23 protein-coding genes and 1 other RNA gene are annotated in these 24,279 nt (G+C 69.1%); 8 read left to right on the top strand and 16 right to left on the bottom strand.

Going from position 1 to position 24,279, the window contains the following annotated elements; translation table 11 throughout:
- Positions 1–28 precede the first annotated feature (28 nt).
- Complete coding sequence (locus tag NS3_RS15550) at positions 29–421, top strand: VOC family protein (RefSeq protein WP_067860199.1); 393 nt, start codon at positions 29–31, stop codon at positions 419–421.
- Between the two features lie 66 nt (positions 422–487).
- Here NS3_RS15550 and NS3_RS15545 read toward each other — a convergent pair whose 3' ends face one another.
- Complete coding sequence (locus tag NS3_RS15545; RefSeq protein WP_067860197.1) at positions 488–1,207, bottom strand: helix-turn-helix domain-containing protein; 720 nt, start codon at positions 1,205–1,207, stop codon at positions 488–490.
- 159 nt (positions 1,208–1,366) lie between these two features.
- Here NS3_RS15545 and NS3_RS15540 point away from each other — a divergent pair, with 159 nt between their 5' ends.
- Complete coding sequence (locus NS3_RS15540) at positions 1,367–2,302, top strand: serine/threonine dehydratase (RefSeq protein ID WP_067860195.1); 936 nt, start codon at positions 1,367–1,369, stop codon at positions 2,300–2,302.
- On the opposite strand, the gene NS3_RS15535 is transcribed toward NS3_RS15540, so the two are convergent.
- Positions 2,292–2,585 carry a hypothetical protein gene (locus NS3_RS15535; RefSeq protein ID WP_067860194.1) on the bottom strand — a complete coding sequence of 98 codons (294 nt, stop codon included), beginning with the start codon at positions 2,583–2,585 and terminating at the stop codon, positions 2,292–2,294. The genes NS3_RS15540 and NS3_RS15535 overlap by 11 nt on opposite strands.
- A 374-nt stretch (positions 2,586–2,959) precedes the next feature.
- Positions 2,960–4,249, bottom strand: coding sequence for a glycosyltransferase 87 family protein (locus NS3_RS15530; protein WP_067860192.1), 1,290 nt, complete (start codon positions 4,247–4,249; stop codon positions 2,960–2,962).
- A gap of 417 nt (positions 4,250–4,666) precedes the next feature.
- Here NS3_RS15530 and NS3_RS15525 point away from each other — a divergent pair, with 417 nt between their 5' ends.
- From NS3_RS15525 to NS3_RS15515, 3 genes are all read left to right on the top strand, one after another.
- Positions 4,667–8,278 (top strand): amino acid adenylation domain-containing protein, encoded by a 3,612-nt coding sequence (locus NS3_RS15525; protein WP_084495583.1) that lies wholly within the window; start codon positions 4,667–4,669, stop codon positions 8,276–8,278.
- A gap of 349 nt (positions 8,279–8,627) precedes the next feature.
- Complete coding sequence (locus NS3_RS30085) at positions 8,628–9,245, top strand: hypothetical protein (protein WP_245649636.1); 618 nt, start codon at positions 8,628–8,630, stop codon at positions 9,243–9,245.
- Between the two features lie 445 nt (positions 9,246–9,690).
- Positions 9,691–10,188, top strand: coding sequence for a MarR family winged helix-turn-helix transcriptional regulator (locus NS3_RS15515; protein ID WP_067860188.1), 498 nt, complete (start codon positions 9,691–9,693; stop codon positions 10,186–10,188).
- A 337-nt stretch (positions 10,189–10,525) separates the two neighbouring features.
- On the opposite strand, the gene NS3_RS15510 is transcribed toward NS3_RS15515, so the two are convergent.
- Both NS3_RS15510 and ssrA read right to left on the bottom strand, forming a co-directional pair.
- Positions 10,526–10,930, bottom strand: a complete 405-nt coding sequence (locus NS3_RS15510; RefSeq protein ID WP_157101365.1) for a hypothetical protein — start codon at positions 10,928–10,930, stop codon at positions 10,526–10,528.
- A gap of 315 nt (positions 10,931–11,245) precedes the next feature.
- Positions 11,246–11,614: a transfer-messenger RNA gene (gene ssrA, locus NS3_RS15505) on the bottom strand.
- A gap of 355 nt (positions 11,615–11,969) precedes the next feature.
- Between ssrA and NS3_RS15500 the strand changes: the two genes are divergently transcribed.
- The gene (locus NS3_RS15500; protein ID WP_245649635.1) at positions 11,970–13,154 is read left to right on the top strand and encodes an ABC transporter substrate-binding protein; all 1,185 of its coding nucleotides are present in this window, start codon (positions 11,970–11,972) and stop codon (positions 13,152–13,154) included.
- A gap of 24 nt (positions 13,155–13,178) precedes the next feature.
- Here the strand turns inward: NS3_RS15500 and smpB are convergent, their stop codons facing one another.
- From smpB to NS3_RS15460, 10 genes are all read right to left on the bottom strand, one after another.
- A complete protein-coding gene (gene smpB, locus NS3_RS15495) occupies positions 13,179–13,655 on the bottom strand; it encodes an SsrA-binding protein SmpB (protein ID WP_067860183.1) in 477 nt (158 codons plus the stop codon).
- A 92-nt stretch (positions 13,656–13,747) separates the two neighbouring features.
- Positions 13,748–13,987 carry a WLR motif membrane protein gene (locus NS3_RS29135; RefSeq protein WP_157101364.1) on the bottom strand — a complete coding sequence of 80 codons (240 nt, stop codon included), beginning with the start codon at positions 13,985–13,987 and terminating at the stop codon, positions 13,748–13,750.
- A gap of 92 nt (positions 13,988–14,079) precedes the next feature.
- Complete coding sequence (locus tag NS3_RS15490) at positions 14,080–15,159, bottom strand: metallophosphoesterase (protein ID WP_067860181.1); 1,080 nt, start codon at positions 15,157–15,159, stop codon at positions 14,080–14,082.
- Positions 15,160–15,288: 129 nt separating this feature from the next.
- Complete coding sequence (gene recQ, locus NS3_RS15485) at positions 15,289–17,157, bottom strand: DNA helicase RecQ (RefSeq protein WP_245649634.1); 1,869 nt, start codon at positions 17,155–17,157, stop codon at positions 15,289–15,291.
- 96 nt (positions 17,158–17,253) lie between these two features.
- On the bottom strand, positions 17,254–18,156 hold the full coding sequence (gene ftsX, locus NS3_RS15480) for a permease-like cell division protein FtsX (RefSeq protein ID WP_067860177.1): 903 nt from the start codon (positions 18,154–18,156) through the stop codon (positions 17,254–17,256).
- A gap of 16 nt (positions 18,157–18,172) precedes the next feature.
- The gene (ftsE, locus tag NS3_RS15475) at positions 18,173–18,862 is read right to left on the bottom strand and encodes a cell division ATP-binding protein FtsE (protein WP_067860175.1); all 690 of its coding nucleotides are present in this window, start codon (positions 18,860–18,862) and stop codon (positions 18,173–18,175) included.
- A gap of 78 nt (positions 18,863–18,940) precedes the next feature.
- Positions 18,941–19,144: an Rv3103c transmembrane domain-containing protein gene (locus tag NS3_RS29130; protein WP_157101363.1), complete on the bottom strand. Its 204-nt coding sequence runs from the start codon at positions 19,142–19,144 to the stop codon at positions 18,941–18,943.
- Positions 19,131–19,988 carry a mechanosensitive ion channel family protein gene (locus NS3_RS15470; RefSeq protein ID WP_067860173.1) on the bottom strand — a complete coding sequence of 286 codons (858 nt, stop codon included), beginning with the start codon at positions 19,986–19,988 and terminating at the stop codon, positions 19,131–19,133. The genes NS3_RS29130 and NS3_RS15470 overlap by 14 nt, the downstream gene beginning before the upstream one ends.
- A gap of 136 nt (positions 19,989–20,124) precedes the next feature.
- Complete coding sequence (gene prfB, locus NS3_RS15465) at positions 20,125–21,243, bottom strand: peptide chain release factor 2 (RefSeq protein WP_067860368.1); 1,119 nt, start codon at positions 21,241–21,243, stop codon at positions 20,125–20,127.
- A gap of 78 nt (positions 21,244–21,321) precedes the next feature.
- Positions 21,322–22,179 carry a helix-turn-helix domain-containing protein gene (locus NS3_RS15460; RefSeq protein WP_067860171.1) on the bottom strand — a complete coding sequence of 286 codons (858 nt, stop codon included), beginning with the start codon at positions 22,177–22,179 and terminating at the stop codon, positions 21,322–21,324.
- 160 nt (positions 22,180–22,339) lie between these two features.
- On the opposite strand from NS3_RS15460, the gene NS3_RS15455 reads away from it, so the two are divergent.
- Together NS3_RS15455 and hisN are read left to right on the top strand one after the other, a co-directional pair.
- Positions 22,340–22,915, top strand: a complete 576-nt coding sequence (locus tag NS3_RS15455) for an NADPH-dependent FMN reductase (RefSeq protein WP_067860169.1) — start codon at positions 22,340–22,342, stop codon at positions 22,913–22,915.
- Between the two features lie 73 nt (positions 22,916–22,988).
- On the top strand, positions 22,989–23,777 hold the full coding sequence (hisN, locus tag NS3_RS15450) for a histidinol-phosphatase (RefSeq protein WP_067860366.1): 789 nt from the start codon (positions 22,989–22,991) through the stop codon (positions 23,775–23,777).
- Between the two features lie 134 nt (positions 23,778–23,911).
- Here the strand turns inward: hisN and NS3_RS15445 are convergent, their stop codons facing one another.
- Positions 23,912–24,208, bottom strand: a complete 297-nt coding sequence (locus NS3_RS15445) for a hypothetical protein (RefSeq protein ID WP_067860167.1) — start codon at positions 24,206–24,208, stop codon at positions 23,912–23,914.
- Between the last annotated feature and the right edge of the window lie 71 nt (positions 24,209–24,279).

Here is a 24,279-nt window from a genome sequence, read left to right as displayed (position 1 = left end):
GAGGGCGCACGCCTCCTACGGTGAGACCATGACCCCGCAACTGGACTTCCTCGGCATCATCACCTCCGATATGGCGGCCGCCCTGGCCTTCTACCGCAAACTCGGGCTCGCGTTCCCCGTGGGCGCCGAGGAGCAGCCCCACGTCGAAGCCGAACTGCCCGGCGGCTCACGGCTGGCTTTCGACACCGAGGACACCGTGCGCTCGTTCCATCCCGAGTGGCGCCCGCCCACCGGGGGCGGCCGGATCGGCCTGGCGTTCCGGTGCGCCGACGCCGCCGAGGTGGACTCCGTGTACGCGGAACTCGTCGACGCGGGATACACCGGTGAGCTGAAACCCTGGAACGCGGTCTGGGGCCAGCGCTACGCGACCGTCAACGATCCGGACGGCAACGGGGTCGACCTCTACGCGCCCTTGGAATGAGCGCCCGCGCCTCACCGTGCCGATCGAGTTCGGCGGCGGGGCGGCGGGCCGATCGACGGCACCGGATCACTCGGCGGGCGACGGCCCGCCGAGCAGCGCCCCGGGCGGGCTGCCCGCCAGCCGGGTCACCTCGCGGGTGAAGTGCGCCTGGTCGGCGTAGCCGGCGTGCGCGGCGGCGAGGGCGAGCGACATCCCGGCCCGGACCGCGGCCAGCGCGCGGCGCATGCGCAGGATGCGCGCCAGCGTCTTGGGCCCGTAACCGAACGCGGCGAGCGAACGCCGGTGCAGTGCACGGGCTCCTATCCCGGCGGCGTCGGCGGCGACAGCGACCGAAGCCCCCGATTCCAGCGCCGCGACGACCAGCCGTGGCAGGGGGTCGAGGGGGCCGAGATCGGCGGCGCGGCGCAGGGCGATGGCTTCCAGCCCGGCCGCCGGGTCTGATGCGGCGTTCGCCTCCGCGGTGAGAGCGCGCACCGTCGCGACGGGCCACAGGTCGGCCAGCTCGAGACGGCGGTCGCGCAATTCGTGCGCGGGCACGCCGAGCAGAGCCGGCGCGCTACCGGGCGGGAACCGTAAACCCGCGAACCTGGTACCCGGCGCGGCGTCGGGCCGATACGGGCCGGTGTCCGGTCCGGCCACCAGCAGAGTGCCCTCCCGCCACAGCAGGTCGATCGACCCGTCGGGCAGGACGGGCACGCTGTCGCCGGACTCGACAGTGCGGGTCCAGACCACGGCCCCGTCGAGCCCGGACGGCCGCTCCCGATATCCGCCCGTGCGTTCGACCACGACACGACCCTAGACCCGACTTCCGACAGCGCAATCGTTCACGCCGGCCGGGAAACGGTCCACGCAGCGAGCGTTGCGGCGGACAACAACCTGAGCCAGGTCGATCACAGGCCGGCTCGCGCCCGGCGCGGGCGAGGCGCCGGTGCCAGAATCGATGGAGTGACAGACGAATTGAGTTACGCAGACATCGATGCGGCCGCGGAGAGGATCGCCGGTCTCGTCCGCCCGATCACCCTCGCCCCTGCCGAGCCTGCGGGAGAGCTGTGGCTGGCACTCGAATTCCTGCAGCACACCGGCTCGTTCAAGGCCAGGGGGGCGGCGAATTTCGTGGAGGCACACCATGCCTCGGGCGCCCTGCCCGCGGCGGGGGTGACCATCGCCTCGGGTGGGAACGCGGGCTTGGCCTGCGCGTGGGCGGCGGCCCGCCGGAGTGTGCCCGCCACGGTATTCCTGCCCGCCACCGCACCTGCGGTCAAGATCGAGCGCCTGCGCAGTTACGGCGCGCGGGTGCGATTGGAATCGGACTATCCCGCCGCGGCCGCGGCAAGCCGGGCATTCGCCGCCGAGAGCGGCGCACTGATGTCGCACGCCTACGACCATCCACTGATCACCGCGGGCGCGGGCACACTGCTGACCGAGATCCATCAGGCGCTGCCCGACCTCGACACGATAGTGGTCGCGGCCGGTGGCGGCGGGCTCTTCGCCGGGATCGCCACGGCGGCCGCGAAACACGGAATCCGCACGGTCGCGGTCGAACCCGAGCATTGCCGGGCCCTGAACGCCGCGCTCGACGCCGGACACCCGGTGGATGTCGAGATCGATTCGATCGCCGCCGACTCGCTCGGCGGTCCCCGGGCCACCGAGATGGCGATCCGGGCGGCGCAACTCGGCGACACCGTGTCGGTGCTGGTCACCGACGAGCAGATCGTCGCCGCCCGGCGCGCGTTGTGGCAGGAGCGACGGATGGCGGTCGAACACGCCGCCGCCACCGCCCTGGCGGCGCTCCGGACGGGCGCTTACCGTCCGGCGGCCGATGAACGGGTCTGTGTCGTGTTGTGCGGAGCCAATACCGACCCCGCCGATCTCACCCCATGACAGCGTTCATGATGGTGCCCGCACTGGTGGCGACGGTGCCGCCGAGCATCGCGCCCGCCACCATCTTCGGCGACTGCAACGCACCGCCGGTCCACTTCTCCCAGGCGAATCGGCCACCGGCGAAGGTGATCGCGGTGACGCCGGACAGCAGCGTGAACCAGGTGAAATATCGGGTCATTTCGAGGATCTTGTCCGCCATCGGCGGCGCCTCCGGGGTCGGATTGCCGACCTGGGCGAGAACCGTGCCGTAGATGTCGTGCGCCGCAGAGAGAACCGTGCTCACAGCCGTACCCCTCTTCGAAGTCAGCATGCTCGAATACATACGGGATGAATGCCTACCGGATGTAACTGTTTCGCCGAGTACCACAGGCCGCGTTCCCGGCCCGGTCATCGAACGCCGGGCCGGAGATCGGAATCGATCATCGCGCGAACCGCCGTCGAGCATGCTACTAGCAAACTCGCAGGAATCTGAGGCACCACGACGAATCCGTGGCCGAGTAGTGATTTCGTGAGGAGTTCTCAGAGGACTCTCATGGTCACGAAGGCCGCTGTCTCAGGATCGCCGTGTTGACTCTTCGACGGCTGCCACGCTCGGCTCCCTCTTCACCGGGCGGTAGGCAGCGCCACCTTCCCACCTCGCGATCCCGCTCGGTGAGATCACGACGAGACCGGCTGCGGCTCCCGCTCCCGCTCGGTCGCGGGCTGTGCCGCGGCCAGGGCGGGGGTCGATCGCCGGGAGGCGAGCACGAACAGCACGACCAGCAACACGCTCAACCACACGTAGGTGTTGCCGACGAAATGCTGCGACCCCGTCCACTCCGATTCCCGATCCTCGCCGTTGGGCAGCCAGTTCTGCGGCCCGTAGACGAACACCGCGGCCGTCACCGCCGCGATCGCGCACGGCACGATCGCCCGCCGCCACGGCGTCCGCACCGCGTAGGCGACGACCGCGAACAAGGCGGGCGCGATCCACACCCAGTGATGCGACCAGGAGATCGGCGAGACCAGCAGGGTGAACACGGCGTTGATCGCCAGCGCGAGCGCGGGCAGCCCGGCCGCCCGGCGCATCGCCGTGATCACCAGCGCCAGCACCAGCGCACCCACCGCCAGCCAGATCACCGTGAACGCGGGCTCGGGCACCTGCAGGCGGGCCAGCACGGCCTGGATCGACTGGTTGGTGTGGAAGGCCGAACCGCTGAGGCCGTCGACGTTCATGCCGCCGAACCAGTAGGTCATCGAGGCGTCGGGCAGTATCGCGAAGCTCAGCGCGGTCGCCACGGCGCCGGTGATCGCGGCGGTGATCGCCGCTTTGTAGTCCTTGCGGATCAGGAAGTACAGCACGAACGCCGCGGGAGTCAGCTTGACCGCCGCGGCGATGCCGACCAGCATGCCGCGCCGCCATTTCGGCTTCTCGGTCAGGCAGTCGGCGGCCACCAGCGCCATCAGCAGCAGGTTCACCTGACCGAAGTCGAGGGTCGCGTGGGTCGGCTCGAGCAGCATCGCCAACGGCGCCGCGCAGGCCGTCGCGAACAGGGCGGTGCGCCGCTGCTCCTCGCCCGGCCATACCCGGCGCGCCACCAGGTACAGCGTCGACGCCAGCGCCGCCACGGAGGTCAGGAAGAAGGCGAAGGCGGCGATGTCCCAGGGCAGCAGCGCGAAGGGCGCGAGCACCAGCGCCGCGAACGGCGGATAGATGAACGGCAGCCCGATGCCTATGGTGGTCTGCGGTAGCTGGCCGTACATGTCGCCACCGTGCCGCAGGGCGTCGATGCCGAGCCGGTAGACCTGCAGATCGATGAAGCCGCCGGTGATCTCCTCGAACGGCCACAGCGGTCTGGTCAGGCACACGGTGGAGAACACGACGAGCAGCAATGGCGCCAGCCATGCCGAACGCCCCAAGCGGCGGTTCGACGGCCTGGGCGCACTCTCGCGTACAGAACTACTCATCCGCGCCGACTATACGGACCTGTTCGGCTCGCATCGGCAGCAGTCGCCGGATCCGCGCTGCTCCAGGCAATTGCCGCCGGATAACGGGCCGCCCCGGCGTCGGTACCCGCCGCGTGGGGGGCCGCGGCGGCACGGTCACAGCGGCCGCCATCGTGAAACCCGTCCGTGTCATCGGCATTCGTGATCCCCTCGGGCGTCTCCTCGGCCCGCCCGCACACGCGGACCCGCAGGTCACCGCGCACCACACCGAACAACACGCGTCGCCGCGACCGAGTGATTCGCGACGTAGGAGATGCAGGAGCGCTCCGCGCCGGGTAGCTTTTCGTTTCGGTCAGGTGACCTGACCAGGATTCGGAGTGGTGAGCAGTGCGGTCTGACGGAGTGCCGCGGCAGGTTCCGGCACGAGCGCGGACCGCGATGTCGCGGCGTGTTCGCTATGCGAACCTGTCGCGCGTATTGAGCGCCGCCGTGGAAGCCGACCCCGACAACATCCTGGTCACCCTCGGAGTCAACCGCCGCGAACTCGACAAGCGGTCGACACGGTGGGCGCGCATCCTGCTCGCGCGCGGGATCGGGGCGCGCGATCTGGTGATCGTCTCCGTGTCGTCGCCGGTGGACGCGGTGACGGCGATGTGGGCGGTGGCCAAGGCGGGGGCGGCGTTCGGCCCCGGTGTCCCGGAACTGCTCGCCCGCGCCCGCCTCGGCATCACCACCGCACGTGACCTCGCCCACGAATCCGCGGGATCGATCTCCTGGCTGCTCATGGACGATCCGCGCCTGCGCGCCGAAGCCGAGCGTCACCTCGGCGAGCCGATCGTGCAGGCCGAACGGGTCCGTCCGGTGACTTCCGAGGACCCGGCCTGGCTGTGCACCCGCACCGGCGCGAACGGCGTCGAGATCGTCACCGTGTGCCACGACGAGGTCGCGCACACCCTGCCCCCGCACGATGCCGTCCCGCCGGAACTCGACCTGTTCACACCGGCCGAACAGCAGGAGCACCCCGCCACCCGGCTGGTGCGACTGTTGTTGTCCTCCTGGCATTTCCGGCCCGCTCCGGCTGGGGTTCCCGACCCGCCGAAGACTCTGGCCGGGCTGTTCGACGCTGTGGTCGCCCGCCGGCCCGACGCGATCGCGCTCAGTTCCGACACCGGTCGCTGGACCTACGCCGAACTCGACGAACGCGCGAATCGGCTGGCGCGCAGGCTGATCGCCCACGGCGTCGGCCCCGAGACGATCACCGCCGTTCTGCTGCCGCGTGGCATGGACCTGGTGGTGGCCCTGCTGGCGGTCGTCAAAGCGGGTGGGGCGTATCTGCCGATCGATCCCGCCTACCCGGCCGAACGCATTGCGTATCTGCTCGACGACGCTCGTCCGGTGTGCGCGCTCACCGACGTCGCCGCGGATATCCCGGTCGACCTGCCGACCCTCACGATCCCCGGTGTCCACGCCGCATCCGAGGAGACCGCCCTCCCGGCCGACCCGATCACCGACGACGAACGCCGGGCGCCGCTACGTCCCGGCAATCTCGCCTACGTCATCTACACCTCCGGTTCCACCGGCCGGCCCAAGGGCGTGCAGATCCCGCACCGCAATGTGCTCGCCCTGTTCGACAGCACCCGCGCACTGTTCGATGTCGACCACACCGACGTGTGGACGATGTTCCACTCCTACGCCTTCGACTTCTCGGTGTGGGAGATGTGGGGCGCGCTGCTGCACGGTGGCCGCGTCCACGTGGTCGACCTCGACACCGCCCGCTCCCCCGCCCGGTTCCGCGCGCTGCTCGGCGCCGAACAGGTCACCGTGCTCAATCAGACCCCGTCGGCGTTCCACCAGCTCTGCGCCGCCGATCGCGACAGCGACGAGCCGCTGTCGTTGCGTCATGTCATCTTCGGTGGCGAAGCCCTGGACCAGCGCAGCCTCGCCGGATGGTTCGACCGCCACGGCGAGGACTCCCCGCGCCTGGTGAACATGTACGGCACCACCGAGACCACCGTGCACGCCACCTATCACGCACTGACCCGCTCCGGCCCCGGCGGCATCGGCACCGGCCTGCCCGGTCTGCGGGTCCTCGTCCTCGACCAGCGGCTGCACCCGGTTCCCTTCGGCGTCACCGGCGAGATCTACCTGGCGGGCGTTCAGGTCGCCCGCGGCTACCACCATCGCCCCGGCCTGACCGCGACCCGCTTCGTCGCCGACCCGCTGGGCGCGGGCGTCCGCCTCTACCGCACCGGCGACCTCGGCGCGTGGGGCCGCGACGGCACGCTGCGCTACCTCGGCCGCGCCGACGACCAGGTGCAGGTGCGCGGTTTCCGGGTGGAACTCGGCGAGGTCGAAGCCGCCGTGCTGACCGCGCCCGGCGTGCGGAGCGCGGCGGTGCTGGCCCGCGACGATGTCGGCGGCACCCGGCAACTGGTCGCGTATGTCACCGGCACCGACGACCACGCCGCCGTCCGCGAGGCCGTCGCCCGGCTCCTGCCCCACTACATGGTCCCCTCGCTGGTGGTCACTCTCGACGCGCTACCGCTGACCGCCCACGGCAAACTCGACCGCACCGCACTGCCCGCACCCGAGGCCACCACCGCCTACCGCGCCCCGCGCGACGAGGTGGAACAGGCTGTCGCCGCAGCCTTCACCGAGGTCCTCGACCTCCCTCGTGTCGGCCGCGACGACGATTTCTTCGCACTCGGCGGCACCTCGCTGCGCATGTTCGGCCTGCAACGTGCCCTCGCCACCCGCCTCGACGCCGACGTCCCGTTCACCACCCTGCTCGAAGCGAGCACCGTCGCCGAACTCGCCCGTCGTCTGCGCGAGAAGCCGGTGCCCTCCCGCGCCGAAGGCCCGCTCGCCGACACCGCCCTCGACCCCGAGATCACTCCCGCCGGCCTGCCCACACACCGCGGACCCGTCACCGACGTCCTGCTCACCGGCGCAACCGGTTTCCTCGGCGCCTACCTGCTGCGCGAACTCCTCGACCGCACCACCGCCCGCGTCTGGTGCCTGGTGCGCGCGGCAAGCGCCGAACACGGCATGGCCCGCATCCACACCACGCTCGAGAACTACCGACTGTGGGACCCCGGCTTCGCGACCAGGATCGTCGCGGTGCCGGGCGATCTCGCCGCCCCCGACCTCGGCCTGTCCGCCCCCGACCGCGCCCGCCTGGCAGGCCAGATCGATGCGATCTATCACAACGGCGCGCGCGTCAATCACCTCGAGCCGTATGCGCGACTGCGCCGAGCCAACGTCGAGGGCACCAGGGAGATCCTGCGCCTGGCCACCACCACTCGCGCCAAACCTGTCCACTTCGTCTCCACCACCGGCACCGTCGTCGCGGCAGGCGATACGGCCCCCCTCACCGAGGATCTCGCGCGCACCGCCGACGAACTCGTCGACAGCGGCTACATCACCAGCAAGTGGACCGCCGAACACCTGCTGTTCCAGGCCCGCGACCGCGGCCTGCCCGTCCGTGTCTACCGCCCCGGATTGATCTCCGGCGACCTGCAATTCGGCGCGCACAACCCCGACGACAGCTTCTGGAACATGATCCGCGCCGCCGCCCTCCTCGGCGCCGCCCCCGACGTAGCCGACGCCGCCGTCTCCCTCACCCCCGTCACCTACGTGGCCCGCGCCCTCGTCGAGATCTCCCTGCGCGCCCCCCGCGCCACCGCCTTCCACCTCGTCAACCGCACCCCCGTCCGCGTCGCCGCCGTCCTCGACGCCCTCCGCCGCAACGGCTTCGACATCACCACCGCCGACCCCGCCGAGATCAGCGCCCGCCTCCATCACGAAGCCCACCGCCGCGACGCCGCGGGCGACGACGCCCTCGTCCGCGCCGCCCTGCTCAGCACCGGCTACACCGACGGCATCACCGCCCTCGACTTCGATGACACCAACACCCGAACCACCCTCCGCGGCACCGGCATCGCCTGCCCCACCCTCACCCCCGCCGACCTCGACACCTACATCCGCGCCTTCCGCACCACCGGATTCCTCCCCGCCCCCGCCCCCTCCCGGCCGACCTTGTCGGGCTAGCGAACCGTTGAAGCGCCGGTTCCGTGTGATCGGAACGGAGAAGGCGGTGGGCGGCGGCGAAGCTGCGATCGGCAGAAGTCGGCATGGTCTCGGGTCGAGAACGACGTTCGATCGAATTGCGGGCTCACCCGTTCAGCGATATTCCGACGAGTATTGACTATTGCTCCGCCCGAAAATCTTTCCGAAATTAATTTTCCAGAGTTGACATTCAACTACGGATAATTACATTCCGCCCGCCACGGTTAGTGATTTCGGCCACAAAAGCATGCGAACCAGTTATATTTCAAACATCGACTGATGCGGTTCGACATTCCGCCGGATCGTTGCTCGACATTCCCTGGAGATAGCCATGAGTTCCACATCCACTCTTCTTCGCGCCGGCGTTCTCGTCCCGATCGCCGTCGCCACCGTTTTCAGTATGGCCGCACCCGCGAGTGCCGCCACCGTGAACGTGAACTGGAGCTGCCGGGGCACCGTCCTCGGCATCGGCCAGACCTCGAGCATGAGCACATCGGTCACCGGCACCGCGCCGAGTTCGGCGGCGTCGGGTTCCGCGGTGGCCATCACCCTCACCCCGGGCGCCTCGTCGGTTCCCAGTTCCGCGTCCGGCTTCACCGTGAACAACATCAGCAACCTGAAGATGACCTTCCCGACCCCGGCGAATTCCACACTGGTCTCGGCCACCGCCTCCGGCGGAAGCGTGGCAGGCACCGTCTCCACGTCGGGCGGGAATGTCGTCCTGACCGTACCGGGTCCGATCGCCGGCGGCACCAGCTTCACCCCGCCCGCGGTGACCATCAACGTCACCGCGGGCGCCGCCGGAACGCCCATCACCAGCAAGTACGCGGGGACGAGCTACAGCAACCCCGGCATGACCATGACGACCAACGTGTCCTTCGTCGGCAACGTCGCGACCTCGTGCTACCCGAACCCGTCGCCGACCCTCACCACCACGACCGTGAGCTGAGCCCGCGGACGGACGCCGACATCGCGACCGGTATCCGTACCGGAAGCGTGTGGTGAACACGCCTGGACCGGGTTGCGCCGGCAGCCCGGTCCAGGTATCACCCGAGCCGAGCAGGAGACCGCCATTCTCGACAGTGGTTGCCCCGTCTCGGTTTTGGTGTGATGACACCAATTCTCCGATGCGGAGTGTCGCATCGGCAGAGGTGTCGTACAGTGCATGTCCTACACCGCGCACGGCCGCTCCGACGGCCGGACCCTTGCACGCCTTCGTGATGCTCGGCAGCCGCGGTACGGGCTGTCGGCCAATCGATTGACAGGAGCCCACATGCCCGCTTCGATCATCCGGCGGCGAGTCCTGTCGCATACAGGGAAAACGACGGCGCGCACCCCTGATCGCTGACTTCTGCTGAGCACATCCATCTTTCATATGATCGAGGGGAAAGCCTGTGTGCCAGAGAACAAGCGAACCCGCCCGGATCTCGGTCGAGCTCGAGAGGGCCCTGGAGTTCTATCACGAAACCGGCGAGGATCTGATTCGCGAATTGATCAGAGTGCTGGGCCTGAACGAGACCGATCGGCGCGCACTGGAGATCGTCCTGCTCGAGGACGAGAAGTCTACGACGCCGGGAATGCTGGCCGAACGGCTCGGCCTCACCGCCGCCGGCGTCACGATCATGCTCAACCGACTGGAGAAGCAGGGCTACATCGTCCGCTCGCTGCACCCGACCGATCGTCGTCGCGTGATCGTGATGGCCACCGAATTGGCCACCCATCGCGTCCGGGAAATTGTCATCCCCATGATCGTCGAGCGCTACAAAATGTTGCTGAGATGGTACGACTCCGCCGAACGCGAAATAATCGCCGACTTCCTGACCCGCGCCGGTGAACTGCAACGAATGCACCGGCAGCGGCTGCGCGACGTGGCCCCCTACCCACGACCCTGAATAGGTTCTCGGGTTCGCGCTGTCCGCGTACTGCCATTCCGGTCGAACCGATCGGCATATCTCGAGGAGAAAGCAGTAGTCGGATGCGAACCATCGACAACAGCGAAGGACAATTGGCGGCACAGGACAACGATGCCGAGACCGCGCCTGGGATTCTGTGCTGGTGCGACCCACCGGCCGGTCGGTTCCGGCGACAGATGTCGCGGGCAGGTGTGGTGGCTGCGTTGGCGACCACGGCGATCGGGATAACGCTCCTGGTGCGGGCGGAGTGGACACCGCCGGTGCAGGCGCACGACCGGGAGTCGGTCTCGGGCCTGCTCACCATGCGGACTGTCGACTATCGCTCCGTCCGGAACCAGACCGGCGTGCCCGACACGACCACGACATCGGGCACGCCGAGCGAGGATTCCGTGCCGGGCTCCGCCTCGGGCACCGACCCGGCTACCGATGCCGGAGGCGCCCCACCGGCCCCCGATGCCGGCCATCCGGGGACCGGCACGGACACTGCGACGGAATCGCCGACAACCATGACGACGGATGTCTCGACGGATGCGTCGCTGAGCGCGAGTGTGTCCGTGTCGGCGAGCCTGTCGATCGAGTTCACGGCCGGCATCCAGATCCCGAGTACGGACACCTCCACCTCGGTATCCACGGTGACCGTCACCACGACTCCGTCGGTCACGGCGACGGCCGACCCGAGCACGGTGACGGTGACGCCGCGAAGCACCACGCCAACGACCACGGCGCATCCTTCGAGCACCACAACAGCAGCCACGACGACCACGACGACCGAGCCCCCGGAGCCGACGCGTCCGACGACTCCGACGGTCGCGCGCCCGCCGGTCGCATCGACACCGCCGACGACAGCCGAATAGACGTGCCGTCACCGGAGCGGTCCGCCGAACTCGACATCCTCCAGCCACGGCGGTACCGCGCGGGTGAGTAGGCACTGAAGTGCCGGGCAGAGATCGCGCGCGCACCCCGAAACGTGCACGATCGGATCCGGGTACGCAGGACACGAAAAAGCCCCTCACCTGGACTTCAGGTGAGGGGCCTCGAGTGGAGCTGCCGGGAATCGAACCCGGGTCCTCCGCCGCGTCTTCAGGGCTTCTCCGTGTGCAGTTCGCTGTGTCTCTGCTCGGATCTCTCGGTCACGCGAACAAGCCGAGATGACGATCCCAGTCGCTGTTGGTTGTCCCGTCCATCTCCGCGACCGAGGCGGACGGTGAGCCCTCTAGCTGATGCCGGCACCGGGACCGAGGGCTTATCCCGGGCCGACAGAGACGCTATCGCTTAGGCAGCGAGAGCGTACTCGCGCTGATGAGAATCGGCGCTTAATTGGTTGCAGCGACGCTTACGGTGGTCTCTTGCCTGCACCGACACGCTTCCCCTGAATCAACGTACGCAGTCGAAACCGTTCAGCCCCGTACGTGTCCACACCTTGCGGACTGCTTACTTTAACACCGCGCGCGTGCCGAATCATCCCGGTTTTCCGCCCGTGGGGGCGGTGTGCAGCGTCACAAGGGGTGGGCTCGGCGAACAGGTTCGTACGGCTGTGGATCACGAACCTGTCACGCCGCTTCCCCGGTTCGGCAACCGTTGGGTATCTTCTCGATCGGCCATGGGAGACAACCCAGGATCCCGATGGCAAGAGTAGGAAGTCATTGATGCGTATCTCCGGCGGTCGACGCCATCTTCTCCGCACCGCCGTAGCCGGGACGATCATCGGATCACTCCTGGTCAGCGGGTGCTCCGACCCTGCCGAGCAGGCAGGCCCCGGCGTGACGAGCGAACCGTGCCCGCAGGCGATCGACGAGACCAAGGGATGCGTGTATCTGGGGGTGCTCTCCGATCTTGCCGATGGACCGTTCAGTGCCCTCGGCAAATCCATCGACGACGGCCAGCAAGCATTCTGGCGGCAGGTCAACGAGTCCGGCGGGATCGGCGGATACGAGATCGACATCACCACCTATGCCAAGAACACCGGCTACGACCCGCAGCGGCATCGCGCGGAGTACAAGCGGATCGAACCGCACGTGCTGGCGCTGGCGATGAGCTTGGGCACCTCGCAGACGGTGTCGGTGCTGCCGGAGATGGAGGCCGACGGCGTGGTGACCGGCGCGGGCACGCTGTGGTCGGGCTGGCAGTACGGCGCGACCGACCGGAATCTGGTGATGGATTACGGCTACTCCTACTGCGAGGAGGCGATGCTGGGGCTGGACTGGTTCAGCAGCGAGCACTACCTGCCCAGCGGGATCGGCATCGTGGCCTTCCGCGGGCACTACGGCGGCGACTACGCCGCGGGCACGTTGCGGTGGGCCGCCGCCAATGGCATCCCGGTCACCACCCGGTTCGACACCGGGCCGAACAACGAGGTCGGCAACCAGGACGCGCCGGTCGCGGCGATCATGGCCACGCAGCCGGACGTGGTGGTGCTGGCCACCGGACCGAGCGAGACCGCGGAGATCATCGGCAAGCTGGTCGCGGCCGGCTACCAGGGCCGGTTCCTCGGCTCCACGCCGACCTGGAACCGGGCGTTGCTGCAGTCGGCCGTCGCGGAGCCGATCACCACGCTCTACAACTACACCTCGCCCTACGACGGGTGGGACGGCACCAGCCAGGGCGCGGCCAAGGCCCGTGCCGCCTCGCCGCAGGAGCCCTCCAACTGGGGCTACAACCTCGGCTGGGCCAGCTCGTATCCGGTGCAGGCGCTGCTCACGCGGGCCGCCGAGCAGGGCACGCTCAATCGGGCCGCGCTGCGGCGGGCGATGATCGGTCTGACCGCGAGCTCGGAGGGCATGGCGCCGGATCGGGAGTACGGGGTGGACCCGGACCCCAAGAACGAGCGCGCGGTGATCAGCGTGCCCGACCCGTCCGCGCCGCTGGGCTCACGCACGGTCGCCTCCTGGTATCGGGGCGGGACGCTGGAGCGGATCACCTTCGACGGTCCGTGCGCACGGCTGTGACCGCGCCTCGGGTGAGAGGCGTAGCTAGGACTTCATCCCCTTGATCCGGCGGCCGAGTTCACGGGTGACCTCGCGTTCGGCCGTGCGCCTGGCCAGATCCTGGCGCTTGTCGTAGTCCTGCTTACCGCGTGCGAGGGCGAGTTCGACCTTCACCTTGCCGTCGGAGAAGTACATCGACAGCGGCACCAGCGTCTGATTGCCCTCACGCGTCTTGCCGACGAGACGTTCGATCTCGCTCTTGTGCAGCAACAGCTTTCGCACCCGGCGAGGCGAGTGATTGGTCCAGGTGCCGTGACTGAACTCGGGGATGTGCAGGCCACGCAGCCACACCTCGCCGTTGTCGACCGTCGCGAAGGCGTCGACCAGCGAGGCCTTGCCCTCTCGCAGGCTCTTGACCTCGGTGCCGACCAGCGCGATCCCCGCCTCGTAGACATCGAGGATCGTGTAGTTGTGCCGCGCGCGGCGGTTGGTCGCGATGACCTTTCGCCCCTTCTCCTTCATAGCCCGTTCTCCTTCACAACGGTCAACTCTAAGTGACGCGGCAACCGGATTATTCCCGCCTCCTGCGCGGGAGCGAGCGACCGTGTTGGCCGTCAGCGGCCGGGGCCGACGATCAGGTAGAGCACGAGCAGACCGGTGAAGGCGGCGATCATGAGCACCGTGGTCAGCCTGGGCCTGCCGAGCGAGCGCGTCGGGCGCCTGCGACCGAGCCACACCGATTCCACGGCAGGGTCGCGCGAGCCGGGTCGCGTGGGTTCCGGGGGATCTGCGGCGGGTTCCGGGCCCGACCTTTCGTACCCTTGTTCGCCGGAGGACTCGTCACCGGGAGGCATACCTGCACGGTAGTGCCGCGACCGGCGACGCGCGCCCGCAGCGCACCGGGCGTTGCCATTCGGTGATGTCGCGTGGTGCGCAAACGAACTCGTCAGGCCAGCTTCCGGCGGAACTCCTCGGTGCCCGCGCCGGTGGCCGAATCGACGGTCACCACACGCAGATCCACGCCCGCGGCGCCGAATTCCATGACCATGAAACCGAGTTGATGGAAGGTCTGGAACAGCGCGGGGGTGTCGTCGCTCGCGTCGGGGGTCGACAAGCCGCCGGTCTTGCCCGCCGCGCCGGACACGAGCTGGCGGGTGCCCTTGGAAGCCGTCGTCGGTTCGAGCACCTGCAGGCAGTGGTCGTGGCCGGACAGGATGAACTGACACAGGCCGAGCACGTGATCGTCGAAGAAGCGGCGCACATGCACCCCGTTGACCGGCTCGATGTCGAGGTCCTCGTAGCGGCCCGCGTTGCCGTGGGAGCCGTTGCTCAGATACGGGTGGTGGGTGCAGACGACCTTCCAGCGCGCGGGCGACTCGGCGATCGCGCGATCGAGCCAGGCGCGCTGTTCGTTCATGTACTGGCCGTCGACCGCCCAGTACGGGGACAGGATCGGCGGGATGTAGGAGGCCAGCGGATTGAGATCGAGCACGAAGAACTCGACCTGGGGCTCGGGCTCGGGGACCCGCACCGAGTAGTAGCGGCTCGGCATCCACCAGCGCGGCGAGTGCGCGTGGTAGCCGACCTCGTGGTCGCCGCGCAGCAGCCAGCCGCCGTCGCCGGGGAAGATCGCGGTGTTGTCGTGATTGCCCAGGGTCATCAGCCAGGGGAAGTCCAGGCCGGTGTTGGGGTCCTCGAACTTGGCGCCGAACTGGATGTCGTCGTCGCTGCTGGGACCGGCCTCGTAGATGTTGTCGCCGAGGCCGAGGGCGAGATCGAAGGGCTCGCGGGCGTGGAAGGCCCTGGCCGCGTCGGCGACCGCCCACTGGGCGCGGGTTCCGGTGCCCGCGTCGCCGGTGACGAGAACTCGGACCGAGCCGCCTGCCGTGGGCAGCGGGAACTTGGTGACGCCCGCGTCCACCGGCACCGCCTGAGCAGGCGTCAGCCCGAGCAGGCCCGCACCCGCCGCCAGCACGCCCGCACCGGCCAGCAGTTGCCTGCGTCCGATGCCCGGTACGTCACTCATCCACCGACCTCCATCCACTTCCGGCACATTCCGCCACATCATCACCCATCGGCACGACTCGGGCCTGCCGATCCGGCTTTCCGGGAACTTCGGCGAGCACTCCCGACCACGGAGATCCGTGGCCGGTGGTCAGGCCGCCGTCAGCACCTCGAGTACCTGCTCGCCGTACTTGGCGAGCTTCGCCTCGCCCACGCCGCCGACACCGCCCAGCTCGGACAGGTTCGACGGCTTGCGCGCGGCGATCTCGCGCAAGGTGGCGTCGTGGAAGACCACATAGGCGGGAACACCCTGTTCTCTGGCCGCCGCGGCTCGCCAGGCGCGCAGCTTCTCGAAGACCTCGACATCGGCCGCGGGCAGGTCGGCGGCGACGGTGCGGGCCTTGGCGCCGCGCGCCTGCTTGACCGGTCGCTCGGGCTCACGGCGCAGCCGCACCTGACGACCGCCGAAGAGCACGTCCTCGCTGCCGGGCGTCAGGGTGAGCACCCCGTAGTCGCCGCGCACCGCGAGCAGTCCCTGGGCCAGCAACTGCCGCACCACCCCGCGCCACTCGGTGTCGCGCAGATCCGCGCCGACGCCGAAGACCTTCAGCTCGTTGTGCTCGTACTGCAGCACCTTCGGGCTCTGCTTGCCGAGCAGGATGTCGATGACGTGGCCTGCGCCGAAGCTCTGGCCGCGTTCGCGCTCCAGGCGCAGCACCGCCGAGAGCAGCTTCTGGGCAGCGACCGTGCCGTCCCAGGATTCGGGCGGGCTCAGGCAGGTGTCGCAGTTGCCGCAGCCGGTACCGGACTGGCCGAAATAGGCCAGCAGCTGGGTGCGGCGGCAGTCGACGGTCTCGCACAGCGCGAGCATGGCGTCCAGGTGCAACTGCAACTGCCTGCGGTGCGCCGCGTCGCCCTCGGAGCCGTCGATGAGTTTGCGTTGCTGGACCACGTCGTTGAGGCCGTAGACCATCCAGGCGGTCGAGGGCAGGCCGTCACGGCCCGCGCGGCCGGTCTCCTGGTAGTAGCCCTCCACCGATTTCGGCAAGTCGAGATGGGCGACGAAACGCACGTCGGGCTTGTCGATGCCCATGCCGAACGCGATGGTGGCGACCACGATCAGGCCGTCCTCGCGCAGGAAACGGGACTGGTTGGCGGCGCGGGTGCGGTTGTCCAAGCCCGCGTGATAGGGCACCGCGTCGATGCCGTTCTCGTTGAGGAAGGCCGCGGTCTTCTCCACCGAGTTGCGCGACAGGCAGTAGACGATGCCCGCGTCGCCGGCGTGCTCGGTGCGGATGAAGTCGAGCAGCTGACGTTCGGCGCGGTTCTTCGGCTCGATCCGGTACTGGATGTTGGGCCGGTCGAAGCTGGCGACGAAGCGCCTGGCCGAGCCGAGGTCGAGGCGGTGGATGATCTCGTCGCGGGTCTTCTCGGTGGCGGTCGCGGTCAGCGCGATGCGCGGCACGTCCGGCCAGCGCTCGTGCAGCACCGACAGCGCCAGATAGTCGGGGCGGAAGTCGTGACCCCACTGGGCGACGCAGTGCGCCTCGTCGATGGCGAACAGAGCGATCTCGCCGCGTTCGAGCAGCCGCGCGGTGGACTCCAGCCGCAGCCGCTCCGGCGCGAGATACAGCAGGTCGAGCTCACCGGCGAGGAACTGCGCTTCCACGGTCGCGCGCTCGTCGGGGAACTGGGTGGAATTGAGGAATCCGGCGCGCACGCCGAGCGCGCTGAGCGCGTCGACCTGGTCCTGCATGAGCGCGATCAGCGGCGAGACGACCACCCCGACGCCGCGCCGGACCAGCGAGGGCACCTGGTAGCACAGCGATTTGCCGCCGCCGGTGGGCATCAGCACCAGGGCGTCGCCGCCGGCGACGACGTGCTCGACGATGGCGGCCTGGTCGCCGCGGAAGTCGTCGTAGCCGAACACGCGACGCAGAACCTCTTGTGCCGCAGCGATTCCGGTGTGCGACACGCTCTCGGCCGGTGGCTGATCTTCGGGGTGGTCCACGCGGCTCATCCTACGAGCGGCGCCCGACAGCCGCGGCCCGGGCGAGCCCGGATCGCGGTCGACACGGCGCGGCTGTCCACATGTTGATCGACGATGTCGCGGACCTCATTCGCGCACGTAGTACCGCAGTGTCGCGTAGGCGGCGACCGCGGCCACCAGCACGCCGATGGGGCCGATCGTCAGCGCGACCACCGCGATGTCGTCCCCGGTGATACGCGGGAAGACATTGCTGTCGAACAGCGGGCCCAGCGCCCGGTCGATGACCAGCGGGCGGGCGATGAGCAGCCCGGCGATCGCCAGCAGCGAGCCGACCACGGCGGCCACCACTGCCTCGAGCAGGAAGGGCAGCTGGGTATACCAGCGGGTCGCGCCGACCAGGCGCATGATGCCGACTTCCGTGCGCCGGGTGAACGCCGCGATCTGCATCATGTTGGCGATGAGCAGCAGCGCGGCCAGCGCCATCACCACCGCCAGGCCGAAGGCCGCGTTGCGCAGTCCGTCGAACAGGCGCAACAGCCGGTCGACGAACTCGCTGTCGTTGGCCACCGTGCGCATGCCGTCGCGGTCGGCGAAGGTCTCGTAGATGTGCTCGTACTGACCGCCGTCGGTCATCTTCACCCGCATCGACGCGGGTAGCGGCGTCTCGGAGATGTACTGCACCATCTCCGGCTGGTCCTCGAAGAGTTTCTTGGCCTCCTCGAGGGCGGCGGCACGGTTGAGGAACTGCACGCTCTCCACACCCGAGGTGGTCTTCATGTCGGCCAGCAGCGAACTGCAGGGCTCGGCCGCGCAGTCCGGGTCGTTGTTCGAGATGTTCTCGTCGAGGTAGAAGCGCACCTCGAGACGGCCGGTGAAGTAGGCCTCGGTCTTGTCGGCCATCCGCACCGAGAGCAGGCCGCCGCCGAGCATGGCCAGCGAGACGGCGGTGGTCAGGATCATGGCGATGGTCATGGTCAGGTTGCGGCGCAGACCCGCGCCGACCTCGCCGAACAGGAAACTCGCGCGCATTATTTCTCTTCCCCTGTCATCGCCCCACCCCGTAGACGCCGGTCGCGTCGTCGCGCACCAGCCTTCCGTGATCGAGTTCGACGACTCTCTTGCGCATCGCGTCGACGATGTGGTTGTCGTGGGTGGCCATCAGCACCGTGGTGCCGGTGCGGTTGATCCGCTCCAGCAGCATCATGATGTCGCCGCTGGTGTCGGGGTCGAGATTGCCGGTCGGCTCGTCGGCCAGCAGTACCAGCGGACGGTTGACGAACGCGCGGGCGATCGCCACCCGCTGCTGTTCGCCGCCGGAGAGTTCACCGGGCAGCCGGTCGGCCTTGCCGCCGAGATTGACCATGTCGAGCACTTCGGGAACGGTCCGTTCGATGAACTGACGGCGCTTGCCGATCACCTCGAGCGCGAAGGCCACGTTCTCCTGCACCGTCTTCTGCTGCAGCAACCGGAAGTCCTGGAAGACGCAGCCGATGCGCTGACGCAGTTTGGGCACCTTGCGACCGGGCAGTTTGTCGACCCGGAAGTCGGCGACCCGGATCTCGCCGGAGGTCGGCGCCTCTTCCTTGAGCAGCAGGCGCATGAAGGTCGACTTGCCCGAACCGGACGGTCCGATGATGAAGACGAACTCGCCCTTGTCCACATCCACCGTGATGTTGTCCAGCGCGGGTCGCGTCGACGTCTTGTACGACTTGGTGACGTTCCGCATGGTGATCACGGGGAGCCAGTGTAGCCAGCGGGCCCGGCTGTACTGCCCGGGCCGGGCAGGCGCTTGCACTGCCCGGGCCGGGCAGCGCTAATTCGCCGGCTCGGCCTGCGCGGGCTCGCTCTGGGTGATCGAGGCGGGCAGCAGACCGCTCAGCGGCAGGATCGTGGTCCCGGCCTGCTGTTCGGGCTTGACGAACAGGTACAGCACGAAGATCCCGATCCAGACCATCGCCAGCACGGCCGTCGACCTGCGCGGCTTGGCGAAGATGAGGTCTCTCTTACGCAGTTTCACTCATACCCTCCCGGCGCAGCGCCGAGGCCACTCGCACTCGCAGCTCACGACCGACCTCGAACTGCTTGCCCGGCAGCGTGCGCGCGACCATGCGAATGCTCATCTTGTCCATCGCGAGATCCTCGACGCCCATCACGGTGGGCTGGTCGAGCAGCAGCGGTTCCAATCGCGGATCGGCGAAGGCCTCGGCGCCCACCTGATGCAGTATCTCGTTGACGCGGGTGAGGTCGGCGCCCGCGGCCACCGGGACGTCGATCGCGGCGCGCGCCCAATCCTTCGACAGGTTGGTCACTTTCACGATCTGTCCGTTCGGCACGATGATGACCTCGCCGTCGGAGTTGCGCAACGTGGTGATGCGCAGTGTGACGTCTTCGACAGTGCCCTCGGCCATTTCCGCGGACCCGGTCACCGAGATGCGCACCACATCGCCGAAGCCGTACTGGCGCTCGGTGATCAGGAAGAACCCGGCCAGGATGTCCTGCACGATGCGCTGGGCGCCGAAGCCGAGCGCGGCGCCGAGCACCGCGGCGGGGGCGACCAGGCCGGTCACCTGGAACCCGAGTCGCTGCAGCACTTCCACGCCGACGAGCACGTAGGCGATGGTGAGGATCACCCAGGTGAGCACTTGGGCGAGCGCGTGCCGGTGCTTGGCCGCCTCGGTGCGCACCAGCGCGTCGCCGCCGCGGAAGCTCGCGTCGATCTGGCTGGTGATCCGGTCGCGCACGAAGCTGACGAACCGGCCGAACAGCATCGCGCCGAGGATCAGCAGCACGATCTCGAGGCCGCTGGAACGCAACCACGCCGTGGTGCTCTCCCCCAGCGCGAACGATGTCACCGAGCCCATCGCCGAGCCGCTCTGCCTTCCGTAACCAACACGCCAGACAGGCTACCTTCGCCCGCGCACCGCCGATGTGCCTGTCGCGATCCGGCTACCGTCCCCCAGCCGAAAGCCGGGGCGGCACAGATCGATTCCGCTGGGCTCAACTGGCCTGGGTCTCACGCATGCGCCAGCGGATGCCCGACTCGATGAAGCCGTCGATGTCGCCGTCGAGTACCGCGCTGGGGTTGTTGACCTCGTAGTTGGTGCGCAGGTCCTTGACCATCTGGTACGGGTGCAGCACGTAGGAACGCATCTGGTTGCCCCAGGACGCGCCCTCGTTGGTCTTGAGCGCGTCCATCTGGGCGCGCTCCTCCTGGCGCTTGCGCTCGAGCAGCTTGGCCTGCAACACGCGCATGGCCGAGATCTTGTTCTGCAGCTGCGACTTCTCGTTCTGGCAGGTCACCACGATGCCGGTGGGGATGTGGGTGAGGCGCACCGCGGAGTCGGTGGTGTTGACCGACTGGCCGCCGGGGCCGGAGGAGCGGTAGACGTCGACGCGGATCTCGGTGTCGGGGATCTCGATGTGGTCGGTGGTCTCGACCACCGGCAGCACCTCGACCTCGGCGAAGGAGGTCTGGCGGCGGCCCTGGTTGTCGAACGGGCTGATGCGCACCAGCCGGTGCGTGCCCATCTCCACCGAGAGGGTGCCGTAGGCGTAGGGGGTCTTGACGGCGAAGGTGGCGCTCTTGATGCCCGCTTCTTCGGCGTAGGAGGTGTCGTAGATCTCCACCGGGTAGCCGTGCCGGTCGGCCCAGCGCACGTACATGCGCATCAGCTTCTCGGCCCAGTCGGCGGCATCCACGCCACCGGCGCCGGAGCGGATGTTGACCAGCGCCTCGCGCTTGTCGTACTCGCCCGACAGCAGCGTGCGGACTTCCATCGCTTCCACGTCGCCACGCAGCGCGGCGCGTTCGGCGTCGGCGTCGGCGAGCGCGGTGGCCATGGCCTCGCCCTCTTCCCCCTCGGCCAGCTCGTAGAGCACCGGCAGATCCTCGAGCCGCGAACGCAGTTCCTCGACGCGGCGCAGTTCGCCCTGGGCGTGGGAGAGCTCGCTGGTCACCTGCTGGGCATGGTCCTGGTCGTTCCACAGGTCCGGGTCGGCGGCCTGGTGTTCGAGCTCATCGATGCGGCGACGCAGTTCCTCGATGTCGAGGACCGACTCGACCGTCTTGAGAGTGGCGTCGAGTTCGGCGATGTCGGCGGAGACGTCAGGATGCACGATCTGCAAGGCTACCGGTCCCGCTCCGAGCAGGCGAAACCGCTCACCACGGGGAGCTCGTTCGCGGACCACGCGTGTTCATTCGGAGACCGCGCGCAGTCCGCCGGGGCGACGGCCCGCGAGCCGGTCCAGGGCGGTCGCGCTCGCCTCGTCGGCGGGCAGGTGCACGACCAGACGCTGCGCGTCGTCGGCGGACAGGTCCAGCGTCTCGTAGGCCAGTCGCAGCGGGCCGACCACCGGATGATTCATCCGGGCGATGCCGGAGGCGGCGGGCAGGCCGGGCACCGTGGCCACCCGCCGGGTGAATTCCACGCCCGCCACCACCGTCAGCTGCTCGGCCAGCCCGGCGACGGCCGGATCGGCGCGGAACGGGCCTTCCTTCAGAGTCGCCACCCACTGGTCGGCGATCTCGGACCAGTCCGGGTAGAGCTCGCGCGCCCGCGCGTCGGCGAACACATACCAGGCGAGGTGACCGCCGTTGTCCTCGTCGAACAGCCCGCTCGGCGCCATCAGGCGCCGGTAGCCGTCGGTGCAGGCCAGCACCTCGCCGGTCCGGTCGAACAGGGCCGCCGCGGCCGGGTCGAGGTGATCGAGAACGGACCGCACGAAAGGACGGACCGTCCGGACCCTCGGGGCCGAGCCCACGCAGGCGAATCCCGGATCGGCGGTTTTGGTGAGGCGGTAGAGATGGACGCGTTCGCTCGGGGTCAGCCGCAGCGCGTCGGCCAGCGCGGCCAGGATCTCCGGCGAGGGCCTGCGATCGCGGCCCTGTTCGAGGCGGGTGAGGTATTCCACGCTGACCCCGGCCAGCAACGCCAGCTCCGAACGCCGCAGTCCCGGGGCGCGCCTGCGGGCTCCCGCGGGCAGGCCGACGCTCGCCGGGGCGACCGCGTCGCGGCGGGAGCGCAGGAACAGGCCCAACTCGTTGTCGCGCACTTGTCGAACGTACAAGCGCGCGCGGCGGGAAGGGTGGCCCTCTCACTACCACCCTGATCGCGGTCTACTCGCCGGCCGCCGACGCGCCGCAGGCTCGTCATCGGCGGGTCGCTCCGGATCACCGGAGAACGAGCCCGCCTATTCCGAGGAGGAGATCGAGATGAAACTCGCGGTGATCATCGGCAGCGTCCGGGAAGGCCGTTTCGGTCCGACGGTGGCGGCGTGGTTCGCCGAGCGGGCGCTCGCGGACGGCCGCTTCGAGGTCGATGTGATCGACCTGGCCGAGGCCGAACTACCGAACGCGCTGCCCGCCATGCCGCCCGCGCTGGAGCCGGACCCGCCGCGACCGGCGGGCATGCGCGACCTGAGCGATCGACTGGACGCCGCCGACGCGTTCGTGATCGTCACACCGGACTACAACCGCAGCTACCCCGCCGCACTCAAGTCCGCCATCGACTGGCACTTCACGCAGTGGGACGCCAAGGCCGTCGGGTTCGTCGGCTACAGCGGCGCGACCGGCGGGCTGCCCGCCATCGAGCACCTGCGCGCGGTGTTCACCGAGCTGAACGCCCATCCGGTGCGCGACTACGTGACCTTCCCGCGCTACTACCTGCTCTTCGACGACCAGGGCGAGCTGCGCGAGCCCGAGGAACCCGCGGCCGCCGCGACGGCGATGCTCGACCAATTGCACTGGTGGGCCGGCGCGTTGGTGGCCGCCCGCTGCGGCACTCGGTGAGCCATCGGCGACCGGTCGTGATTGCGCGAGTCGAGGAAGGGGCGGGAGTGGTCGGCCGATAGGCTGGGTGACCGTGGCTGCTCACTCCTCCGATCTCGAACTCGCGTTGCGGCTCGCCGACGAGGCCGACGCCATCACCACGGCGCGCTTCGGCGCGCTCGATCTGAAGGTGGACGCGAAGCCGGATCTGACACCTGTCTCGGATGCTGATCTGGCCGTGGAGAAATCGATCCGGCGGCTGCTCGCGCACGCCCGGCCCGACGACGCGGTGCTCGGTGAGGAATTCGGCGGCGACGCGGAGTTCACCGGCAGGCAGTGGGTGATCGATCCGATCGACGGCACCAAGAACTTCGTGCGTGGCGTGCCGGTGTGGGCCAGCTTGATCGCGCTGCTCTCCGACGGTGTTCCGGTGGTCGGGGTGGTGAGCGCGCCCGCGCTGGCCCGGCGTTGGTGGGCGGCGAGCGGGTCGGGGGCGTGGACGAGTTTCCACCCCGGCGCGCCCAAGCCGATCACGGTGTCGCGGGTGGGCGAGCTGGCCTCGGCGAGTCTGGCGTTCTCCAGCCTGTCCGGCTGGCGCGATCGCGGCCTGCGGGAGAAGTTCGTCGACCTCACCGACGAGGTGTGGCGAGTGCGCGGCTACGGCGACTTCTTCAGCTACTGCCTGCTGGCCGAAGGGGCGCTCGACATCGCGACCGAGCCGGAGGTCTCGCTGTGGGATCTGGCGGCGCTGGACATCCTGGTCCGTGAGGCGGGCGGGCGGTTCACCTCGCTGAACGGAGTCGACGGTCCACACGGCGGCGACGCGATCGCCACGAATGGCCTGTTGCACGAGGAGACGCTCGCCCGGTTGCGCACGCCGTAGTCGGATTCGTCGCCGGGTGAGCCGATCGGGACCGGCAATCCCGGCCGAGGCGAGCCGCCCTCATCCGACAGCTCGCCAGGCACCCGGCATTCCACAACCGGGATCCGAACCGATGGTCGGAACCCGGCAGGGAATCAGCCCGCCGACCCGGTGGGCAGACCCGAGCCGGAGGCAGAGCCGGAGCCGCCGGAACCGGAGCCGGAACCCGAGTCGCCGGAGCCCGAGGACGAACCGGACGGCGGGAATTGCGCCTCACCCGATCCGAGGTCGGCGCCGACACCACCCTCACCGGAGCCCAGATCGAAGATCGGGCCGCCCGACCCGAAATCGACCTGCGGACCGCCCGGGTCGATATCGACTTCGATCGGCACCAGGGGCAGGCCGGGCGCCGCCTGCGCGGGCGCGCACACGAGGCCGGCCGCGAGCGCCATCCCCGCCACCGCCGCTATTCGTCTTCCTGCAGATACCACGCCAGTTCTCATGGACAAGACCTCCGTTTCGG

It is taken from the genome of Nocardia shimofusensis NBRC 100134 (genome assembly GCF_001613125.1).
GTDB lineage: Bacteria > Actinomycetota > Actinomycetes > Mycobacteriales > Mycobacteriaceae > Nocardia > Nocardia shimofusensis.
This window is presented reverse-complemented; position numbering and strand designations above follow the sequence as displayed.

Bases quoted from the DNA above. Each gene is read 5' to 3' on its own strand.
- NS3_RS15550 (WP_067860199.1), top strand. From the start codon at position 29: ATGACCCCGCAACTGGACTTCCTCGGCATCATCACCTCCGATATGGCG.
- NS3_RS15530 (WP_067860192.1), bottom strand. From the start codon at position 4,249: ATGAGTAGTTCTGTACGCGAGAGTGCGCCCAGGCCGTCGAACCGCCGC.
- NS3_RS15525 (WP_084495583.1), top strand. From the start codon at position 4,667: ATGTCGCGGCGTGTTCGCTATGCGAACCTGTCGCGCGTATTGAGCGCC.
- NS3_RS30085 (WP_245649636.1), top strand. From the start codon at position 8,628: ATGAGTTCCACATCCACTCTTCTTCGCGCCGGCGTTCTCGTCCCGATC.
- smpB (WP_067860183.1), bottom strand. From the start codon at position 13,655: ATGAAGGAGAAGGGGCGAAAGGTCATCGCGACCAACCGCCGCGCGCGG.
- NS3_RS29135 (WP_157101364.1), bottom strand. From the start codon at position 13,987: ATGCCTCCCGGTGACGAGTCCTCCGGCGAACAAGGGTACGAAAGGTCG.
- NS3_RS15490 (WP_067860181.1), bottom strand. From the start codon at position 15,159: ATGAGTGACGTACCGGGCATCGGACGCAGGCAACTGCTGGCCGGTGCG.
- recQ (WP_245649634.1), bottom strand. From the start codon at position 17,157: ATGAGCCGCGTGGACCACCCCGAAGATCAGCCACCGGCCGAGAGCGTG.
- ftsX (WP_067860177.1), bottom strand. From the start codon at position 18,156: ATGCGCGCGAGTTTCCTGTTCGGCGAGGTCGGCGCGGGTCTGCGCCGC.
- NS3_RS15470 (WP_067860173.1), bottom strand. From the start codon at position 19,988: ATGGGCTCGGTGACATCGTTCGCGCTGGGGGAGAGCACCACGGCGTGG.
- NS3_RS15455 (WP_067860169.1), top strand. From the start codon at position 22,340: ATGAAACTCGCGGTGATCATCGGCAGCGTCCGGGAAGGCCGTTTCGGT.
- NS3_RS15445 (WP_067860167.1), bottom strand. From the start codon at position 24,208: ATGGCGCTCGCGGCCGGCCTCGTGTGCGCGCCCGCGCAGGCGGCGCCC.